Annotated in this window: 14 protein-coding genes; 7 read left to right on the top strand and 7 right to left on the bottom strand. The window is 72.7% G+C overall.

The genetic code is table 11. The features are described 5' to 3' along the window. Nucleotides 1-4971 (bottom strand): non-ribosomal peptide synthetase, encoded by a 4971-nt coding sequence (locus ABWI04_RS36490; RefSeq protein ID WP_353835241.1) that lies wholly within the window; start codon nt 4969-4971, stop codon nt 1-3. Between the two features lie 459 nt (nt 4972-5430). Then, nucleotides 5431-6969: an amino acid adenylation domain-containing protein gene (locus tag ABWI04_RS36485; protein ID WP_353835240.1), complete on the bottom strand. Its 1539-nt coding sequence runs from the start codon at nt 6967-6969 to the stop codon at nt 5431-5433. A 236-nt stretch (nt 6970-7205) separates the two neighbouring features. Between ABWI04_RS36485 and sbnA the strand changes: the two genes are divergently transcribed. Both sbnA and sbnB read left to right on the top strand, forming a co-directional pair. Then, the gene (gene sbnA / locus ABWI04_RS36480; RefSeq protein WP_345187452.1) at nt 7206-8171 is read left to right on the top strand and encodes a 2,3-diaminopropionate biosynthesis protein SbnA; all 966 of its coding nucleotides are present in this window, start codon (nt 7206-7208) and stop codon (nt 8169-8171) included. 28 nt (nt 8172-8199) lie between these two features. Continuing rightward, nucleotides 8200-9225, top strand: coding sequence for a 2,3-diaminopropionate biosynthesis protein SbnB (sbnB, locus tag ABWI04_RS36475; protein WP_353835239.1), 1026 nt, complete (start codon nt 8200-8202; stop codon nt 9223-9225). An 8-nt stretch (nt 9226-9233) separates the two neighbouring features. Here the strand turns inward: sbnB and ABWI04_RS36470 are convergent, their stop codons facing one another. Beyond that, nucleotides 9234-10124 carry an NAD(P)H-binding protein gene (locus ABWI04_RS36470; RefSeq protein ID WP_353835238.1) on the bottom strand — a complete coding sequence of 297 codons (891 nt, stop codon included), beginning with the start codon at nt 10122-10124 and terminating at the stop codon, nt 9234-9236. Nucleotides 10125-10197: 73 nt separating this feature from the next. On the opposite strand from ABWI04_RS36470, the gene ABWI04_RS36465 reads away from it, so the two are divergent. Next, nucleotides 10198-10860, top strand: coding sequence for a TetR/AcrR family transcriptional regulator (locus tag ABWI04_RS36465; protein WP_353835237.1), 663 nt, complete (start codon nt 10198-10200; stop codon nt 10858-10860). 41 nt (nt 10861-10901) lie between these two features. Here ABWI04_RS36465 and ABWI04_RS36460 read toward each other — a convergent pair whose 3' ends face one another. After that, nucleotides 10902-12143, bottom strand: coding sequence for an MFS transporter (locus ABWI04_RS36460; protein ID WP_353835236.1), 1242 nt, complete (start codon nt 12141-12143; stop codon nt 10902-10904). Between the two features lie 168 nt (nt 12144-12311). On the opposite strand from ABWI04_RS36460, the gene ABWI04_RS36455 reads away from it, so the two are divergent. Continuing rightward, the gene (locus ABWI04_RS36455; RefSeq protein ID WP_345187464.1) at nt 12312-12779 is read left to right on the top strand and encodes a MarR family winged helix-turn-helix transcriptional regulator; all 468 of its coding nucleotides are present in this window, start codon (nt 12312-12314) and stop codon (nt 12777-12779) included. A gap of 60 nt (nt 12780-12839) precedes the next feature. On the opposite strand, the gene ABWI04_RS36450 is transcribed toward ABWI04_RS36455, so the two are convergent. Next, nucleotides 12840-13646 carry an SAM-dependent methyltransferase gene (locus ABWI04_RS36450; protein WP_353835235.1) on the bottom strand — a complete coding sequence of 269 codons (807 nt, stop codon included), beginning with the start codon at nt 13644-13646 and terminating at the stop codon, nt 12840-12842. 155 nt (nt 13647-13801) lie between these two features. Beyond that, nucleotides 13802-14395 (bottom strand): Uma2 family endonuclease, encoded by a 594-nt coding sequence (locus ABWI04_RS36445; RefSeq protein WP_353835234.1) that lies wholly within the window; start codon nt 14393-14395, stop codon nt 13802-13804. 146 nt (nt 14396-14541) lie between these two features. Here ABWI04_RS36445 and ABWI04_RS36440 point away from each other — a divergent pair, with 146 nt between their 5' ends. Then, nucleotides 14542-14784: a Rossmann-fold NAD(P)-binding domain-containing protein gene (locus ABWI04_RS36440; protein WP_179836019.1), complete on the top strand. Its 243-nt coding sequence runs from the start codon at nt 14542-14544 to the stop codon at nt 14782-14784. A gap of 92 nt (nt 14785-14876) precedes the next feature. Continuing rightward, the gene (locus ABWI04_RS36435; protein WP_345187473.1) at nt 14877-15974 is read left to right on the top strand and encodes an acyl-CoA dehydrogenase family protein; all 1098 of its coding nucleotides are present in this window, start codon (nt 14877-14879) and stop codon (nt 15972-15974) included. On the opposite strand, the gene ABWI04_RS36430 is transcribed toward ABWI04_RS36435, so the two are convergent. Then, nucleotides 15949-16359 carry a DUF2000 family protein gene (locus tag ABWI04_RS36430; protein ID WP_345187474.1) on the bottom strand — a complete coding sequence of 137 codons (411 nt, stop codon included), beginning with the start codon at nt 16357-16359 and terminating at the stop codon, nt 15949-15951. The genes ABWI04_RS36435 and ABWI04_RS36430 overlap by 26 nt on opposite strands. 64 nt (nt 16360-16423) lie before the next feature. On the opposite strand from ABWI04_RS36430, the gene ABWI04_RS36425 reads away from it, so the two are divergent. Next, nucleotides 16424-16847, top strand: a 424-nt coding sequence (locus ABWI04_RS36425; RefSeq protein WP_353835233.1) for an AraC family ligand binding domain-containing protein, incomplete at its 3' end; no start/stop codon positions are given.

Genomic DNA, 16847 nt, shown 5'->3' with positions numbered 1-16847 from the left:
CTACGCGGGCTTCCTGTCGCTGATCGGATCGGTGTTCGTGCCGATGCTCGGCGTCCTGTGGGCGGCGAGCGCGGCGACGGTCGGCGCCTCGAACAGCGCCCGGACGGGCAGCTCCGCGTCGAGGGCGCGGCGGACCCGGCTGACCACCCGCATCGCGATGAGGGAGTTGCCGCCGAGCGCGAAGAAGTCGTCGTCGGCGCCGACCCGGTCCACGCCGAGCAGGTCGGCGAAGACGGCGGCGACGGCCTCCTCCGCCTCACCCGACGGGGCGCGGTACGCGGTCGCCGGGGTGATCGCCAGCTCCGGCTTCGGCAGCGCCCCGGTGTCGACCTTGCCGTTCGGGGTGAGCGGCATCTCGTCCAGGACGACGACGGCGGCGGGGACCATCGACTCCGGCAGGCTCTCGCGGATGTGGGCGCGCAACTCCTCGGGGTCGAGGGTCTGGCCGGGCGCGGCGACGACGTAGGCGACGAGGCGCTTCTCGCCCGGCCCCGCCGCCGCCTCCGGGAGCCGCGGGAGGTCGTGCGGGGCGCCGGGCAGGTCGAGCGCGCCGACGGTGACGGCGCCGCCGGAGGCGACGGCCGCCTCCAGGGTCCGCCGGTACCAGCCGGCGAGCCGCTCGGCCGTCGCGCGGTCGAACAGGTCGAGGGCGTACTCGAGGGTCCCCGCGTACCCGCCCGCGCCGTCGCGGGCGTCCTCCAGGAGGAACTCCAGGTCGAACTTCGCGACCCCGGGGTCCACCGGCTCGACGGCGACGTTCAGGCCCGGCAGCTCGACCGACGCCTCGGGGTTGTTCTGCAGGGTCAGCATGACCTGGAACAGCGGGTGCCGCGCCAGCGACCGCGCCGGGTTGAGCACCTCGACGAGCCGCTCGAAGGGGACGTCCTGGTGGGCGTAGGCGGCGAGGTCGGTCTCCCGGACGCGGGCGAGCAGCTCGGCCATCGACGGGTCGCCGGAGGTGTCGGTCCGCAGCACCAGGGTGTTGACGAAGACGCCGACGAGGTCGTCCAGCGCCTCGTCCGTGCGGCCCGCGACGGGCGAGCCGATCGGCACGTCCGTCCCGGCGCCGAGCCGGGTGAGCAGCGCGGCGAGCGCGGCCTGCAGCACCATGAACACGCTGACCTGGTGGTCGCGGGCGAGGGCGCGCAGCCCGTCCGCCAGCTCCGCCGGGACCTCGAAGGCGACCTGCCCGCCCCGGTAGGAGGCGCGGTCCGGGCGGGGCCGGTCGTGCGGCAGCCTGATCTGGTCGGGCAGCCCGGCGAGGGCCTCCTTCCAGTAGGCGATCTGGCGGGCGGCGAGGCTCGCCGGGTCCCCCTCGTCGCCGAGCAGCGCGCGCTGCCAGAGCGCGTAGTCGGCGTACTGGACGGGCAGCGGCGCCCACCCGGGGGCGCCGCCGTCGCGGCGGGCCAGGTAGGCGGCGATGACGTCGCGGGCGAGCGGCGCCAGCGACCAGCCGTCGCCGGCGATGTGGTGCAGGACGATGAGGAGCAGGTGCTCGTCCTCGCCGAGCCGGTACAGGTGGGCGCGCAGCGGCGGCTCGCTCGCCAGGTCGAAGCCGCGGGTGGCGTCGGCGAACAGGGCGGCGCGCAGGTCCGCCGGCTCGGTGACCGTCAGGCGCGGATCGGCCTCCTCCGGCGCGAGGACCACCTGGTGCGGCTCGCCTTCGGGGTCGGCGAACAGCGTCCGCAGCGGCTCGTGGCGGGCGACGACGTCGCGCAGCGCCTCCCGCATCGCCGCGGGATCGACCGCGCCGGTGAGGCGCAGCGGGATCGGCAGGTTGTAGGTGGCGGTGGGCCCTTCGAGCCGGTTCAGGAACCAGAGGCGCTCCTGCGCGTAGGACACCGGCAGCGGGACGGGACGCTCCTCCACCGCCCGCAGCGCGGGGCGCTCGGCGCTCCCGGCGGAGGCGATGTACTCGGCGAGCCCCGCCACCGTCGGGGTCTCGAACAGGGCCCGCACGGGCAGTTCCACGTCCAGTGCGGCGCGGGCGCGGGCCACGACGCGGGTCGCCTTGAGGGAGTCGCCGCCGTGGTCGAAGAACCCGTCGTCGACGCCGACGCGCTCCAGGCCGAGGACGCCGGCGAAGATCCCGCAGAGGATCTCCTCGCGGGCGTCGCGGGGGCCGCGGGAGGTGAGGGACGCGGCGAAGTCCGGTTCGGGGAGCGCCGCGCGGTCGAGCTTGCCGTTCGGGGTGAGCGGCATCTCCTCCAGCACGACGACGGCGGACGGCACCATGTAGTCCGGCAGCGTCCTGGCGACGAACGCCCGCAGCTCGGCCGGGCTCGCGGAGCCGACGACGTACCCGGCGAGGACGGTGTCGCCGACCGCGTCGCGGCGCGCGACCACGACGCTCTGCGTCACCGCCGGATGCGCGGACAGCGCCGCCTCGATCTCGCCCGGCTCGATACGGAACCCGCGGACCTTCACCTGGTGGTCGAGGCGGCCGAGGTACTCGATGTGGCCGGCGTCGTTCCAGCGGACGAGATCGCCCGTCCGGTACATCCGCTCCCCCGGCCCGCCGAACGGGCACGCGACGAACCGGTCCGCGGTCAGGCCGGGGCGGCGCAGGTATCCGCGCGCCAGCCCCTCGCCCGCCAGGTACAGCTCGCCGGGAACGCCGACCGGGACCGGGCCGAGCCGGTCGTCCAGCACGTAGGCGCGGGTGTTGGCCATCGGGCCGCCGATCGGCGCCACCGCGTCGGGGTTGCCGTCGTCGACCCACCACGTGGAGAAGACCGTCGCCTCGGTGGGGCCGTAGATGTTGGAGATGCGGGCCTTCGGCAGCAGGGCCCGGACGTCCCGCAGGAGCTGCGGCGGGAGCGCCTCGCCGCCGAGCGCCACGTCCCCCGCCTCCAGCCGCAGGCCGCCGCGTGCCAGCAGCGCCGACACGGCCGACGGCACGCCGCTGACCAGCGTCCCGGACCAGCCGCCGCGCTCGGCGACCTCCAGCAGGTCCCGCATGACCTCGATCTCGCCGCCGACGGTGAGCGGCAGCAGCCACTCGAACACCGACACGTCGAAGTTCAGCGACGTGGAGAACAGCACGCGCGCCACCGTCGAGGCGGGCCCGTAGCTCGCCATCGACTTGACGCACAGGTCCACGACGTTGGCGTGGGAGATGACGACGCCTTTCGGGCGCCCCGTCGACCCGGAGGTGTAGATGACGTACGCCGGGTTCCCGGGCCGCAGCGGCCGGACGCGGTCGGCGTCGGCGACGTCGTCGCCGCGGAGCCCGTCCAGCTCGAGCGCGTCGAGCTCGACGCGGGCGGCGCCGGGCGGCAGGTCCGCGTCCCGCGTGGTGATGACGCAGGCGGGGGCGGCGTCCTCCAGCATGTAGGCGACGCGGTCGGCGGGGTAGGCCAGGTCGACCGGCTGGTAGGCGGCGCCCGCCTTCAGCACGGCCAGCGCCGCGACGACCAGGTTCTCGTCGCGCGGCAGCGCCAGGGCGACGAAGTCCTCCGCGCCGACCCCGCGCGCGATCAGGTGGCGGGCGAGGCGGTTGGCGCGCTCGTTCAGCTCCCGGTAGGTGAGGGTCGTGCCGCCGCGGGTGACGGCCGGGGCGTCCGGAGTGCGCGCGGCCTGCGCCTCGAACAGCTCGGGGACGACGGCGGGCGGGGCGGGGACCGCCGTGTCGTTCCACTCCTCCAGCACGAGGGCCCGCTCCGCGTCGTCGAGCAGGCCGATCTCGCGCAGCGGCGTGGCCGGGTCGACGTCGGCGAGCGCGCCCAGGAACCGGATGTACCGGTCCAGGTGCCGGGCGACCTGGTCCTCGGTGTACAGGTCCGGGTGCGCCTCGAAGTCGACGCGCAGGCCCGCCCCGTCGAAGTTGTCGTAGATGTTGATCGACAGGTCGTCGACCGGCCCCGTGGTGATCGCGTGCATGCGCGCCGGGAGGCCCGCGAAGTCCAGCCGGTAGTCGAACGCCATGATGTTGATGACCGGCCCGTAGAGGCGGCGGCGCTCGCCGAGCAGCTTCAGGTCCCGCAGCAGGTCCTCGCGCCGGTAGTGCTGGTGGCGCAGCGCCCGGGCGCTCGCCCGCGTCGCCGAGCGGACCAGCTCCTCCACCGTCATGTCGGGCCGGACCGACACGCGGAGCGGCAGCACCGTCGCCAGCAGCGCCGGGGTTTCCAGCGCGATCTGCGTGGTGCGGCCGGTGACGGCGAGCCCGAGGACGACGTCCTCGGTGCCGGCCATCCGCGCCACGTACGCGGCCGTCGCCGCGATCGCCAGGCCCGGCGTCGCGGTGCGGAGCCGGCGCGCGCCGGCCGCCAGCTCGGCGGTCCGCTCCGGCGGGACGACGGAGATCAGGCTCAGGTAGTCGGCGGTCGGCTCGGCCATCTCCTCCGACAGCGACGCCGCGACGGGCCGGTCGGCGAACCGCTCGGTCCAGTAAGCGCGGTCCCGCTCGAACCTCTCCGACGCCCGGTAGGCCTCCTCCTCGACGAGGACCCTGCGGTAGTCGCCCGCCTCCGCGGGGACGTACTCGCCCCCCGCCGCCAGCGACGTGTAGATCTCCGCGGCGCGGTGGGCGATCAGCGGGCCGCAGTAGCCGTCCTGGATGATGTGGTGGGCGCGGATGAACCAGCGGTGCAGGCCGGGGGCCAGCCGCAGCAGGGCGGTGGAGTACAGGCGCTCGGCGTCCAGCGGCAGCGGCTCGGCCATCGCCTCCCGCGTCCACGCCCGCGCGGCGGCGTCCGGGTCGGGCTCACCCGACAGGTCCACGAGCGGGATCGTGGCGGTCGCGTCCGGGTCGAGCACCTGGTGCGGCAGGCCGTCCCGCTCGGCGATCCGGATGTTCATCGCCAGCGCCTCGTGGGCCGCGATGCGCGCCACCCGGTCGAACAGCCCGTGGTCGATCGGGCCTTCGATCTCGATGTACTGCGCGATGTGGATCGGCGTCCGCGGCGCCAGCTGCTGCGCGTACCAGACGCTCCGCTGGGCGGCCGAAAGGGGAACGTACTCGGTGGACATCAAGTGGTGCTTTCCCGGTCGCAGGGGGTTTGCTTCACGCCCGGTTTCGGGTCCGGCAGGACGCCGGCGGGCAGAAATCCAAAGAGAATGACCACAGAAATGATCGGGTTTCCCCGTCCCCTTTCACCCCGAGTTCCCTCCGGGGACGCACATCGCCCGCGCGATCCCGGAGTCAACGCCCTGTGTTCCGGTCAATACGGAGCGCCGCCGCTTTCCGCCCTCGCCCGTCTTCCGCCCTCGTCCCACGATCTACTCAGGAGTAGCGGGGTCACAGTCAACCAGCCGGTCACATGCCTCGCAATCCCCTCAAAAGCAGAAGTTGCCTCGCCCCATTGCTAACAGGAGTGACAAAATCATCGGCCGACGGGTCCGTTCCGGACCGGCCGGACGCTCGCCGGGTGACAAAGGTTGACAACCGAATCCGGCCAGCCCGGTCACGCTCGGTGAACGGCGGGCCCGCTACCTGCCCGGGTACTCGTGCACCACCACCGCGGCGGCCCGCACCCCCGGGTGGCGCTGCAGCACCGCCTCGATCTCGCCCAGCTCCATCCGCACCCCGGCGATCTTGACCTGGCGGTCGACGCGCCCCAGGTACTGCAGGGTGGGGCGGTCCTCCCCGCCCGCGCCGGGCGGCAGCAGCCGCACCGCGTCGCCCGTCCGGTAGAGGCGCCCGGTCGGGGACGCGCCGAAGGGGTCCCGGTAGAACGCCTCGCGCGTGCGATCGGCGTCGCCGAGATAGCCGCGGCCGACCACCACGCCGCCGACGAACAGCTCCCCGGTCTCGCCGACGTCACACGCCGACCAGGCGCCGTCGTCCTCCGGCCGCAGCACGTACAGGCGCGCGTTGATGACCGGCGTGCCGATGGGGAGGCGGAGAAGGCCCAGGTCACCGGCCGTCACGGTGTGGTGGGTGACGTCGTCGGAGCACTCGGTCGGGCCGTAGGCGTTCAGCAGCCGGGCGTGCGGCACCGCCTCCAGCCACCGGCGGGCCAGCTCGGCGGGCAGCTCCTCGCCGGTGGCGATCATCCAGCGCAGGCCCGCCAGGGGGGGGGCCCCGCCGCCCCCGGCCGCGGAGGCGTCCGGCGGCAGGTCGTCCAGCAGGTGCCTGACCATGGTCGGGACGAGCTCGACGACCGTGACGCCCTGCGCGTCCACCGCGCGGGCGAACGCGACCGGGTCGTGCCCCACCTCGTCGCCGACCACGTCCACCCGGCCGCCCAGCAGCAGCGGGCAGAGCATCTGCCAGATCGAGATGTCGAACCCCAGCGGGGCGGTGAACGCGACCACGTCGTCGCCGGTCAGCTCCAGGTCGACGATCTTCGCCCAGAGGTGGTTGAGCATGCCCTGGTGCTCGACGACCGCGCCCTTGGGACGGCCCGTCGAACCCGAGGTGAACAGCACGTACCGGGGCTGGTCGGGCGCACTCAGGCGCGGCTCCCCCGTCCACGGGGCCAGGCCGTCCGCCCGGGAGGCGGCGACGACCCGGCACCCCGCCTCCGCCGCCCCCTCCAGCAGCGCCGGCGCCACCCGGTCCCCCGGGTCGACCGTGATCAGCACCGCCGCGCCCGCCTGGTCGAGGACGTCGCGGACGCGGGCGGCGGGCCAGGTCTCGTCGGCCGGGACGTACAGGGCGCCGACCAGCTCGATCGCGAGGAACGCGGCGATGACGCCCGCGCAGCGGCCGCCGCCCACGCCGACGACCTCGCCGGGGCGGACCCCCTCGTCCTCCAGCAGCGCGGCGAGCCGGCGCGCCTCGGCGACCAGCTCGGCGTAGGAGAGCGTCCGGTGCTCGTCGGCGACGGCGGGGCGGTCGCGCTCGGCGGCGATCCGCTCCACCCGCGCGATGACCGGGGCGGAGAGGTCGCCGTCCCACTCGCGGCTCATCCCGAGCCGCGCGGCCAGCTCGCGGGCGCGCTCGGCCTGCCCCGCGGACACGTCCAGCGCGGGCAGCCCGGCCAGGGGGAGCAGCCGGTCCACGGCGGGTCCGCGAGCACTCATCTTTACTCTCCGTGTTGTAGAACTTCTCCGCTGTAACAGAAAAACAAGCGGCCGCCATAGCCTAAGTCCGGCCCGGCAGAAGTACCACGCATTCTGCCCTACCGGCGGGTAATCAGGGGGTTGCGGCGGCAAGATGCCCGAAGGTACCGTGATGCCTCGCCATGGCTCTGGCGTGAAGCCCGCGGCGAACTTCGGGGGAAGACGAGGGAATTGCTTCTTCATTTCAGGATGGCAGCGTGCCGATAATAACCTCGCCGCAGGAATTCAACGTCGACGACCTTTACGTCGATCTTCGGCATGTCATCGAACGCCCGCTCTACCTCAAATGCGAGGGCTTCAATTTCGCCGGTTCGGTGAAACTGAAGGCGGCCGCGGCGATGGTCGAGGCGGCCGAGCGCGACGGCGCGCTCACCCCCGACTCGATCATCGTGGAGTCGTCGTCGGGCAACCTCGGGATCGCGCTCAGCCTGATCGCCGCGAGCCGCGGCCTGCGGTTCGTGTGCGTCACCGACCCGCGCTGCAACCCGGCCTCGATGCGGGTCATGCGGGCCCTCGGCGCGGAGGTGCGCGTGGTGTCCGACCGGGACGCCAACGGCGGCTACCTCGGCGGGCGCATCGACTACGTCCGGAACCTGTGCGCGTCCGGGGACGGCTACGTGTGGCTGAACCAGTACGCCAACCGCAACAACTGGCTGGCGCACTACCGCGGGACCGCCCCGGCGATCGACCGCGAGTTCCCCGACCTGGAGGTCCTGTTCGTCGGCGCCGGGACGACCGGCACGCTGATGGGCTGCGCCCGCTACTTCCGCGAGCACCGCCGACCGGTCACCGTCGTGGCGGTGGACGCGGTCGGCTCCGTCACCTTCGGCGGCATCCCCGAGCGCCGGATGGTGCCGGGCCTCGGCACCAGCAGCAGGCCGGACCTCGTGGACGAGTCGTTCGTCGACGACGTCGTGCACGTCCCCGAGACCGACACGATCCGGACCGTCCACGCGCTGGCCGCGCGGGGGTTCCTGTTCGGCGGCTCCACCGGCACCGTCGTGTCGGGCGCCTCCCGCTGGCTGGAGGCCAAGTACCCCGGCGAGGACCCCGTGGCCGTGGCCATCGCCCCCGACCTCGGCGAACGCTACCTCGATTCCATCTACGAGGAGAACTGGCTGCGCGAACACTTCGGCGACCCGGCCGCTATCCTCGCCGACTGATCATCTACAGGAATACGGAGTTCCCCACATGACGCAGGCCCCAACGTTCGCCGTGGTCTCCGGCGCCCAGGTCCACGAGGCGGTCGCCGGGCGCGAGGCGGAGGTCACCCGGATGGTCGAGGCGGCCTACCGGCTGCACGGCGAGGGCCTGACGGTCAACCCGGACTCCTACTTCCTGCGCTTCCCCGACCGTCCGTCCGACCGGATCATCGCCCTGCCCGCCTCGGTCAAGGGCGAGGTCGGCGTGCACGGCATCAAGTGGATCTCCAGCTTCCCCGGCAACGTCGCGAACGGCATCCCCCGCGCGTCGGCGGTGCTGATCCTCAACGACGCCGAGACGGGCTACCCGTTCGCGTGCCTGGAGAGCTCCATCATCTCCGCCGCCCGCACCGCCGCGTCCGCCGCGCTGGCCGCCGCGGCCCTCGCCGACCGCCGCGGCCCGCGTCCCCGCCGGGTCGGCTTCGTCGGCGCCGGCCTCATCGCCCGCTACATCCACACCTATCTGGCGGGAAACGGCTTCGCCTTCGACGAGCTCGGCGTCCACGACCTGTCGCGCGAGCACGCCGAGGGGTTCCAGGGGTACCTGGAGCGCACCGAGAAGGGCGAGATCACGATCCACGACTCGGCCGAGTCGCTGATCCGCTCGTCCGACCTGGTCGTCTTCGCGACCGTCGCGGGCGAGCCGCACGTCACCGAACCGGGCTGGTTCGCGCACCACCCCCTCGTCCTGCACGTGTCGCTGCGCGACCTCTCCCCCGAGATCATCCTGTCGTCGTACAACGTCGTGGACGACGTCGAGCACTGCATGAAGGCGAACACGTCCCCGCACCTGGCCGAGCAGCGGGTCGGCCACCGCGACTTCGTCGCCGGGACCCTGTACGACGTCCTCACGGGCGCGACGACCCCGCCCGCCGACAAGCCGGTGGTGTTCTCACCGTTCGGCCTCGGCGTCCTGGACCTGGCCGTGGCGAAGTACGTCTACGACCAGGTCGCGTCGTCGGGCGGGCTGAACACCGTCCCCGGCTTCTTCCACGAGATGAAGCGCTACGGCTGACGACCCCTTCAGGCGCGCACCGCGGGCCTGAGGACCTCCTCGCACCACTGCCGGAAGGTGGTCGGGGTGTCGATCGCGTGCCGGGGCGTGCGGGCGATCGCGTCGTCCAGGCCGTCCTCCTTGGCCGCCAGCATGTCCAGCATGCTCCGCACCATGGCGCCGGACATGCCTCGGGCGGTGAGCCGGTCCGCGAGGGTCTGGGGGGAGACCTGCCTGTACTGGACGGAGGTCCCGAGAACCTCGGAGATGACGGCGGCCATGGCGTTGTAGGACAGGTTCTCGGGACCCAGCAAGGGGATCTCTTCCTGGCCGGTCCAGGAGGTGTCGAGCAGCAGGCGGGCGGCGACGGCCGCGATGTCCCGCGTGGCGACGACGCGCAGCTCGCGGTCGGGAGAGACCACGTCGAAGAACAGGCCCTGCTCCCTGATCGTCTCGACCTGCCGGAGCACGTTGTCCATGAACCCGGACGCGGCCAGCGCGCGGAAGGCGACCCCGGTGCCGGCGATCAGCTCGTCCATGGCCAGCGACGCGGTCACGTGCCCGGCCCTGGCCGCCTGGGGGGTCCCGCGGCCGAGGGCGCTGACGTCCACGACGCGCTTGACCCCGAGGTCGCGCATCGCGTCCGCCGCCGGCCTCGTGAAGCCCAGGAACGACTCCTTCACGTCGGCGGCGCGGGGATCCGAGGGCAGCAGCCAGAAGACGGCGTCGGCCCCCTCGAAGGCTCGGGCGACCACCCGCGCGTCGCCGTGCGACCCTTGGACGACATCGACACGTTCCCGCACGCCGGCCGGCAGCTTGGCCGGATCGCGCGCGATGACGCGGAGCGGCTCGCCGGCCGCGAGGACGTGGTCGACGATCTGGTGCCCGATGTTCCCGGTGGGAGCGGTAATGACGATCATGGCTTCCCTCCAACGGCCCGCCATGGAAATAAGTAAACTCAACCGTACCGTTTATTTTTGAGGACGCAACCCGATGAGTGCAGCAGGCGCATCCGCGCCGCGGGGCCGGCAGCGGCGCGGTGAGGAGCTGCGGCGCCACATCCTGCTGGTGGCCAAGGACGTGTTCCTGGAGACCGGCTACGAACGGGCGTCGATGGACACCGTCGCGACGCGCGCCGGGACGTCGAAGCGGTCGCTGTACGCGCATTTCGAGAGCAAGGACAAGCTGTTCCTCGCCGTCATGGACTGGGTCCGCGAGCTCTATCTGGGCAGGCTGAAGACCCCGGACGCCTACGCCGAGGACCCCGCCGAGGCGGTGGCGCTGTTCTGCGGGCGCTTCCTGCAGCTGATGGTCTGGGAACCCCAGGTGCGGACCTGCCGGCTCTCCATCGCCGAAGCCGAGCGCCTGCCCGGCAGCTCCAGCGCCTACTTCGACGCCATCTTCGCCAGCACCGAGGAGCGGCTCACCGGCTACCTGGCCGAGCACGACGTCCAGGACGCCGCGGCCCTCGCCCGGGACCTGCTCGCCCGGACGGTGCTGCCGCGCCTGTTCCGCACGCTCCTCAACGTCGACGACCCGAGCCGGGACGACCCCGGCGAGCAGGTCCTGCCCGAAGCCGTGGATCTTCCCGCGATCCGCCGCCTGGTGTCGGCGGCCCTGCGGGGAGGTCAGGCGACGGCTTCGTCCACGGGATGAAGCCGTCGCCTGCGCCCGGTCGCGGCGAGCGGGGTACGGGGTCAGGAGCGGGCAGGTTCCGTCTCGACGCGAGTGGCGCCGTGGTCGGAGGCCACGGCGGACCCGCGGGTCACCGGGGCAGAGGCCGCAGTGGTGCGGGCTTGGCTCAGTTCGAGCCGGTGTGACACGACGGCCAGCACCAGAGCGGAGGCGGCCAGGACGGCCCCGACGGCGTTCGGAGCCGTGTAGCCGAGGCCCGCGGAGATCACCAGGCCGCCGAGCCAGGCGGACAGGGCGTTGCCCAGGTTGAAGGCGCCGATGTTCACCGCGGAGGCGAGCGTCGGCGCGCCGTGGGCGTGGTCCAGGACGCGCTTCTGCAGCGGCGGGACGGTGGCGAAGCCCAGAAGGCCGATGAGGAAGACGGCCACGACGGACGCGGCCTTGCCGGAGGCCAGGAAGGTGAACAGCAGCAGGACCAGCGCGAGGCCGCCGAGAGCGGTGAAGAGCATCGGCATGAGCCTGCGGTCCGCGAAACGGCCGCCGATGAGGTTCCCGGCCACCATGCCCAGGCCGAAGACCACCAGCAGCCAGGTGACGGAGGACTCCGCGAAGCCGCCGACCTCGGTCATCATCGGCGCGATGTAGGTGATCGCGGCGAACACCCCTCCGAAGCCGAGGACCGTCATGGCCATGGCCAGGACGACCTGGGTGCTCCTGAAGGCGGCCACCTCGTGCCGCAGCCGCACCCCTTCCGGCCTGGGCACGTCCGGTACCAGCCTGGCGACGCCGGCCAGGCCGAGCACGCCGAGGGCGGCGACGATCAGGAAGGTCACGCGCCAGCCGGCGGTCTGGCCCACGAACGTGCCGAGGGGCACGCCGACGACGTTGGCCACGGTCAGGCCGGTGAACATCATGGAGATGGCGCCGGCCTTCTTCTCCGGCGCGACGAGTTCGGCGGCCACGACGGAGCCGATGCCGAAGAAGGCGCCGTGGGCCAGCGACGCCACCACCAGGCCGGCCAGCATGACGGCGAAGACCGGGGCGACGGCGGAGATGAGGTTGCCGACGATGAACAGGCCCATGAGCAGCATGAGCATCGTCTTACGAGAGATCTTGGTGCCGAGGACGGTCATGACCGGTGCGCCGATCATGACGCCGAGGGCGTAGCCGGTGACCAGGAACCCGGCCGTCGGCACGGACACGCCGAGGTCCGCGCCGACCTGGGGCAGCAGCCCCATGATCACGAACTCCGTGGTGCCGATTCCGAAGGCCCCGATGGCCAGGGCCAGCAGTGCGAGCGGCATGGTGGGCGGTCCTCTCGACGTTCCAGGCAAGGTTGCACAGGCGTTCTATGAGAGTCGACAATAATTGCAGACGCGGGCTAATTGCAAGCGCGGGTATAGTGAGGTCCGTGACACGGCGGCCGGTCTGCCGGCGCGTCCGCTCGCACGACCCGACCGAGGGAGCTGCCCATGACCGCCACCGACCCGGCGATGACCGCACTGGCGCACGGCTGGTCGGCGCTCTCGCTGCTGCACGGGCGCATCGAGAGCAGAGTCGAGCGCGCCCTCCAGGCCGAACACCGGTTGAGCGCACGCGAGTACTCGCTGCTGGACGTCCTGAGCCGCCAGCACGACGGCGAGGGCGGACACCTGCAGATGCGGCAGGTCGCCGACTCGGTCGTCCTCAGCCAGAGCGCCACCACGCGGCTGGTGACCCGGCTGGAGGACCGCGGGCTGCTCTCCCGCTACCTGTGCCCCACCGACCGCCGCGGCATCTACACCGACGTCACCGACGCCGGCCTTCGCCTCCTGGAGGAGGCCCGCCCCACCCACAACACGGCGCTGCGCGAGGCCCTCGACCAGGCGGCCACCGAGCCGGCGCTCGCGCCCCTGGTCCAGGCGGTGCTGCAATTGCAGGACGACGTCCAGCCGGCATGATCTGCCGCACGCGGCGCCGCCGCGAAAGGCGCGACGGGCGCCCGGCCCCGTGGCGGCCTGCTAGGGCTTCCTCGCGACGGCGGCGTACATGTTCGTGGCGGTGTCGGGGAGGACCGGCGCGCCGGGCGCGGGGCGCCAGCGCGGCATCGGGACGACGCCGGGGTCGAGGAGCTCCAGCCCGGTGAAGAGGCGCTCCACCTCGGCGTGGTCCCGCAGGTACATGGGGATGCCGCTGCTGGTGTAGTCATCGGCGAGCCGCCGCGACTCGGGCGCGAGGTCGCCGGTGGGGATGGTGACGGCGACGTGGCTGCCGGGAACGAGCGGAGCGACGAGCGCCTCCATCAGGCCCTGGGCGTCCTCGACGAACTGGAGCATCGCGATCACGGTCAGCGCGACCGGCCGGGACAGGTCGAGGACGTCGCGCAGCACGGGATCGGCGTGGAGCTTCTCGGGGGACCGCATGTCGGCCTCGATGTAGGCGGTGCGGCCCTCCGGCGTGCTGGCCAGCAGCGCACGCGCGTGGGCGAGGACGATCGGGTCGTTGTCGACGTAGACGACCCGCGCGTCCGGCGCCACCTCCTGGACCACCTCGTGCAGGTTCGGCGAGGACGGGATGCCGGTCCCGACGTCGACGAACTGCCGCACGCCCAGCTCGGCGAGATGGCGGCCCATCCGCTGCATGCAGGCCCGGTTGGCGATCATCGAGGTGCGCAGCCCCGGCCAGTTCGCCAGCACCGCGGCCGCGGTGTCCCGGTCGGCGGCGTAGTTGTCCTTGCCGCCGATGATGTAGTCGTAGACCCGTGCCGAGTGCGGTCGGTCGGTCTGCAGGTCCACCTCACCGGGCCGGCCCTGCGGAACGTCGGACATCTCCGGTACCGCCTTCGCTCGCGCCTCCAGATCCGGTGATCACTCTAGTTCCGGACCACCCGCCCGACCCCCCCATTCCCCAACCCCGACCGGTTTCGGCGCCAGGGTGGACGCGCGGTGACCGCGGCCAGGCGGTCCCGGTCACCGCACCCGCGTCAGCCGAACTCGGAGGTGTCCAGCTCGAGCGCGAACGGCTCCGGCAGCGGCAGCGGCTTGCCGAACGGCACCTGGTCCATGTGCCCGTAGTCCTCGCCGTCCGGCCCGCTGAACAGGCTCACCCTGTCCTCGTCACGGTCTACCAACAGGTAGAACGGCACTCCCGCCCGGGCGTACCCGGTCCGCTTCGCCTCTCGATCCCGTTTCGGCCTGCTGGACGTCACCTCGACCACCATGACGATCGCGTCGTCACCCTCCACGGGCATCCACGAGGCAGCCCCCTGGAAGGGGTCCTTCTCTACGGATATGAACGTGATGTCCGGGATCACCCGATTATCGGGCTTGCCCTCAACGCCAGGAACCACGAGGCCCTTGTTGCCGGAACACTCGAACTCGATGACGCTGTAGCGGATGACCTGGCGGATGATCTTGCCGATGCATCGCTCGTGGTCGCCAAGGGGGGGTGGGGTCACGACGATCTCTCCGTCGATCAGCTCGGCTCGGAAGCCCTCCGGGGTGTCGAGGGCGAGGAAACCTTCCAGGACGACGTCCGCGTCATCGTGCGACAGAGGCTCTTGAACCATCACAGTCATGCCCTGCTCCTTTCCTCGCGAGCGAGTCTATGAGCAGAGCGCCACCTTTCGCATACAGATCGTAGTTGCCGAGCTTGACGGTCCCAGCGTACGGCGCTGCGCATCGCGCGGGACTTAGAACGAGCGCGAGTGGGCACGGTCTGTCTATGGATGAGCGAGATGTTCCGCGTGGGGACGTGCAGGAGCTGTCGGACTTCGAGCTGGTCGTGTACGAGACGGTGGCGGAGATCGACAAGGAGCGCGGGGCGGCGGACTTCGAGACGATCGGGGCGCTCGTGGACGCGCCCGAGGAGGATCTGTGGGCCGCGCTCGGCCACCTCGTGTCGATCAACCACCTGCACTCGACGAGCAAGGGGTACGTGCTCGGGCCGCACGACTGGGCGCCCTGACCGTCCCGGTGGATGGGAAGGGGCCGGAGGCGGGCGGCGGGCGCGCGGCACGATGACCCGGTAGGCCTGGGACACGTGTGGGAGGACGCCCGATGAAGCTCGTCGTCACCGAGGAACAGCGGGAGCTGCGGGACGCGCTGCGGCGCTTCTTCGCCGACCGGTCCCCCGCCGCCGAGGTGCGGCGGCTGATGGAGACGGCCGAGGGCCACGACCCGAAGGTGTGGCGGCAGATGGCCGAGCAGCTCGGGCTGCAGGGCCTCGCGATCGCCGAGGAGCACGGCGGCGCCGGGTTCGGCGTGCGGGAGCTGGCCGTGGTGTTCGAGGAGATGGGGCGGGCCGTCGTGTGCTCCCCCTTCCTCGCGACGATCACGGCCGCGGCGGCGCTGGGGGCCGGGGAGGGCGGGCACGACCTGCTCGCCGGCCTCGCGGACGGGTCGGTGATCGGGACGCTCGCGGTGGCCGAGGACGGCGGGTCCTGGGACCCCGCCTCGGTGCGGGCGACGTTCGAGGACGGAGTGCTGCGGGGGACGAAGAACTTCGTCCTGGACGGGCACATCGCCGACCTGGTCCTCGTGGCGGCCAGAGGCGGGGACGGGGTCGGGGTCTACGCCGTCGAGGACGCGGCGGGGCTCGTCCGGCACGCCCTCCCGACGCTCGACCAGACGCGGAGGCTGGCGCGGATCGAGCTGGACGGGGTCGCGGCGCGCAGGGTCGGGGGGCCGGACGCGCTGGCGCGGGCCCTGGACGTCGCGGCCGTGGCGCTGGCCGCCGAGCAGCTCGGCGGCGCGCAGCGGACCCTGGACATGACGGTCGAGTACGCGAAGGTGCGGCACCAGTTCGGGCGGCCGATCGGGTCGTTCCAGGCGGTCAAGCACCGGTGCGCCGACATGTTCGTGCTGGTGGAGTCGGCGCGGTCGGCGGTGCTGAACGCGGCGGCCGCCGCCGACGAGAGCCCGGACGAGCTGCCGGCCGCCGCCGCGCTCGCCCAGGCGTACTGCTCGGAGGCCTTCTTCCACACGGCGGGCGAGGCGATCCAGCTGCACGGCGGCATCGGGTTCACCTGGGAGCACGACGCGCACCTGTACTTCAAGCGGGCGCAGTCGTCCCGGGAGCTGTTCGGGTCGCCGGACCGGCACCGCGAGCGCCTGGCCGCCCTCGCCGGGCTCACGGGTGCAGCCGCAACCCCTTGAGCACCTTGTCCACGCCGTTCCTCGGGCCGTGGACGGCGAACCCGACCAGCGGCATCTCCTCGGCCGTGACGGCGCGGACGGTCGCGCGGTTCGCCTCGTCGTGGCCCGTCTTGAACATGTCCTCGATGTAGACGGCGACGTCCATCCCGCGGGCGAGGGCGCGGGCGTGGGCGGTCGAGATCGCCTCGGGCCCGGCCTCGTAGACCAGGACGGGCTGGCGGAACATCGCCAGGTAGGTGTTGCCGGACGCGTCCTCGTACGGCTCTCCGATGACGCCGGGGACGCCGCCCGCGACGGCGCTCGCGAGGAACGCGGTGACGTTGAGCCGCTGCCAGGCGGCCAGGTCGTCGCGGACCACGATCCCGATCTTGGTGTCGAAACGCATGCGGTCCAGCCTGGCCCGGACCGGGGCGCGCCGTCTTGAACGCTCGTGCGCCAGACTGGGGCGCGTGGACTGGAGCAGGTACTGGCGGTCGCCCGACCGCCCCCTGGAGGCGATGCACGCCCACTTCGAGCGGCACGCCTACCACCGGCACAGCCACGAGACGTACTCGTTCGGCGTCACCGAGGACGGCTACCAGGCGTTCCGGTGCCGGGGCGGGGCCCACACGAGCGCGGCCGGGATGGTCATCGCGTTCAACCCCGACGACCCGCACGACGGCCACGCCGCCGACGAGCTCGGCTTCACCTACCGCATCGTCCACGTGGGCGCCGAGCTGATCTCGGACGTGCTCGCCGACATCGCGGCGCGCCCGGTCGGGCTGCCGCTGTTCGACGCGCCCGTCGTGCCGGACCCCGCGCTCGCCGGGGCCCTGCGCGGGCTGCACGCGGCGCTGCTCGGCGGCGCGCCGGCCCTGCGGCGCGACGAGCTGC

The sequence above is a fragment of the Actinomadura sp. NPDC000929 genome, assembly GCF_040492065.1.
GTDB classification, from domain to species: domain Bacteria; phylum Actinomycetota; class Actinomycetes; order Streptosporangiales; family Streptosporangiaceae; genus Spirillospora; species Spirillospora verrucosospora.
The sequence above is the reverse complement of the archived record's forward strand: the minus strand, read 5'-3'. Positions and strand labels throughout refer to the sequence as shown.

Bases quoted from the DNA above. Each gene is read 5' to 3' on its own strand.
- ABWI04_RS36490 (WP_353835241.1), bottom strand. From the start codon at position 4,971: ATGTCCACCGAGTACGTTCCCCTTTCGGCCGCCCAGCGGAGCGTCTGG.
- ABWI04_RS36485 (WP_353835240.1), bottom strand. From the start codon at position 6,969: ATGAGTGCTCGCGGACCCGCCGTGGACCGGCTGCTCCCCCTGGCCGGG.
- sbnB (WP_353835239.1), top strand. From the start codon at position 8,200: ATGACGCAGGCCCCAACGTTCGCCGTGGTCTCCGGCGCCCAGGTCCAC.
- ABWI04_RS36470 (WP_353835238.1), bottom strand. From the start codon at position 10,124: ATGATCGTCATTACCGCTCCCACCGGGAACATCGGGCACCAGATCGTC.
- ABWI04_RS36465 (WP_353835237.1), top strand. From the start codon at position 10,198: ATGAGTGCAGCAGGCGCATCCGCGCCGCGGGGCCGGCAGCGGCGCGGT.
- ABWI04_RS36460 (WP_353835236.1), bottom strand. From the start codon at position 12,143: ATGCCGCTCGCACTGCTGGCCCTGGCCATCGGGGCCTTCGGAATCGGC.
- ABWI04_RS36455 (WP_345187464.1), top strand. From the start codon at position 12,312: ATGACCGCCACCGACCCGGCGATGACCGCACTGGCGCACGGCTGGTCG.
- ABWI04_RS36450 (WP_353835235.1), bottom strand. From the start codon at position 13,646: ATGTCCGACGTTCCGCAGGGCCGGCCCGGTGAGGTGGACCTGCAGACC.
- ABWI04_RS36445 (WP_353835234.1), bottom strand. From the start codon at position 14,395: ATGACTGTGATGGTTCAAGAGCCTCTGTCGCACGATGACGCGGACGTC.
- ABWI04_RS36440 (WP_179836019.1), top strand. From the start codon at position 14,542: ATGGATGAGCGAGATGTTCCGCGTGGGGACGTGCAGGAGCTGTCGGAC.
- ABWI04_RS36435 (WP_345187473.1), top strand. From the start codon at position 14,877: ATGAAGCTCGTCGTCACCGAGGAACAGCGGGAGCTGCGGGACGCGCTG.
- ABWI04_RS36430 (WP_345187474.1), bottom strand. From the start codon at position 16,359: ATGCGTTTCGACACCAAGATCGGGATCGTGGTCCGCGACGACCTGGCC.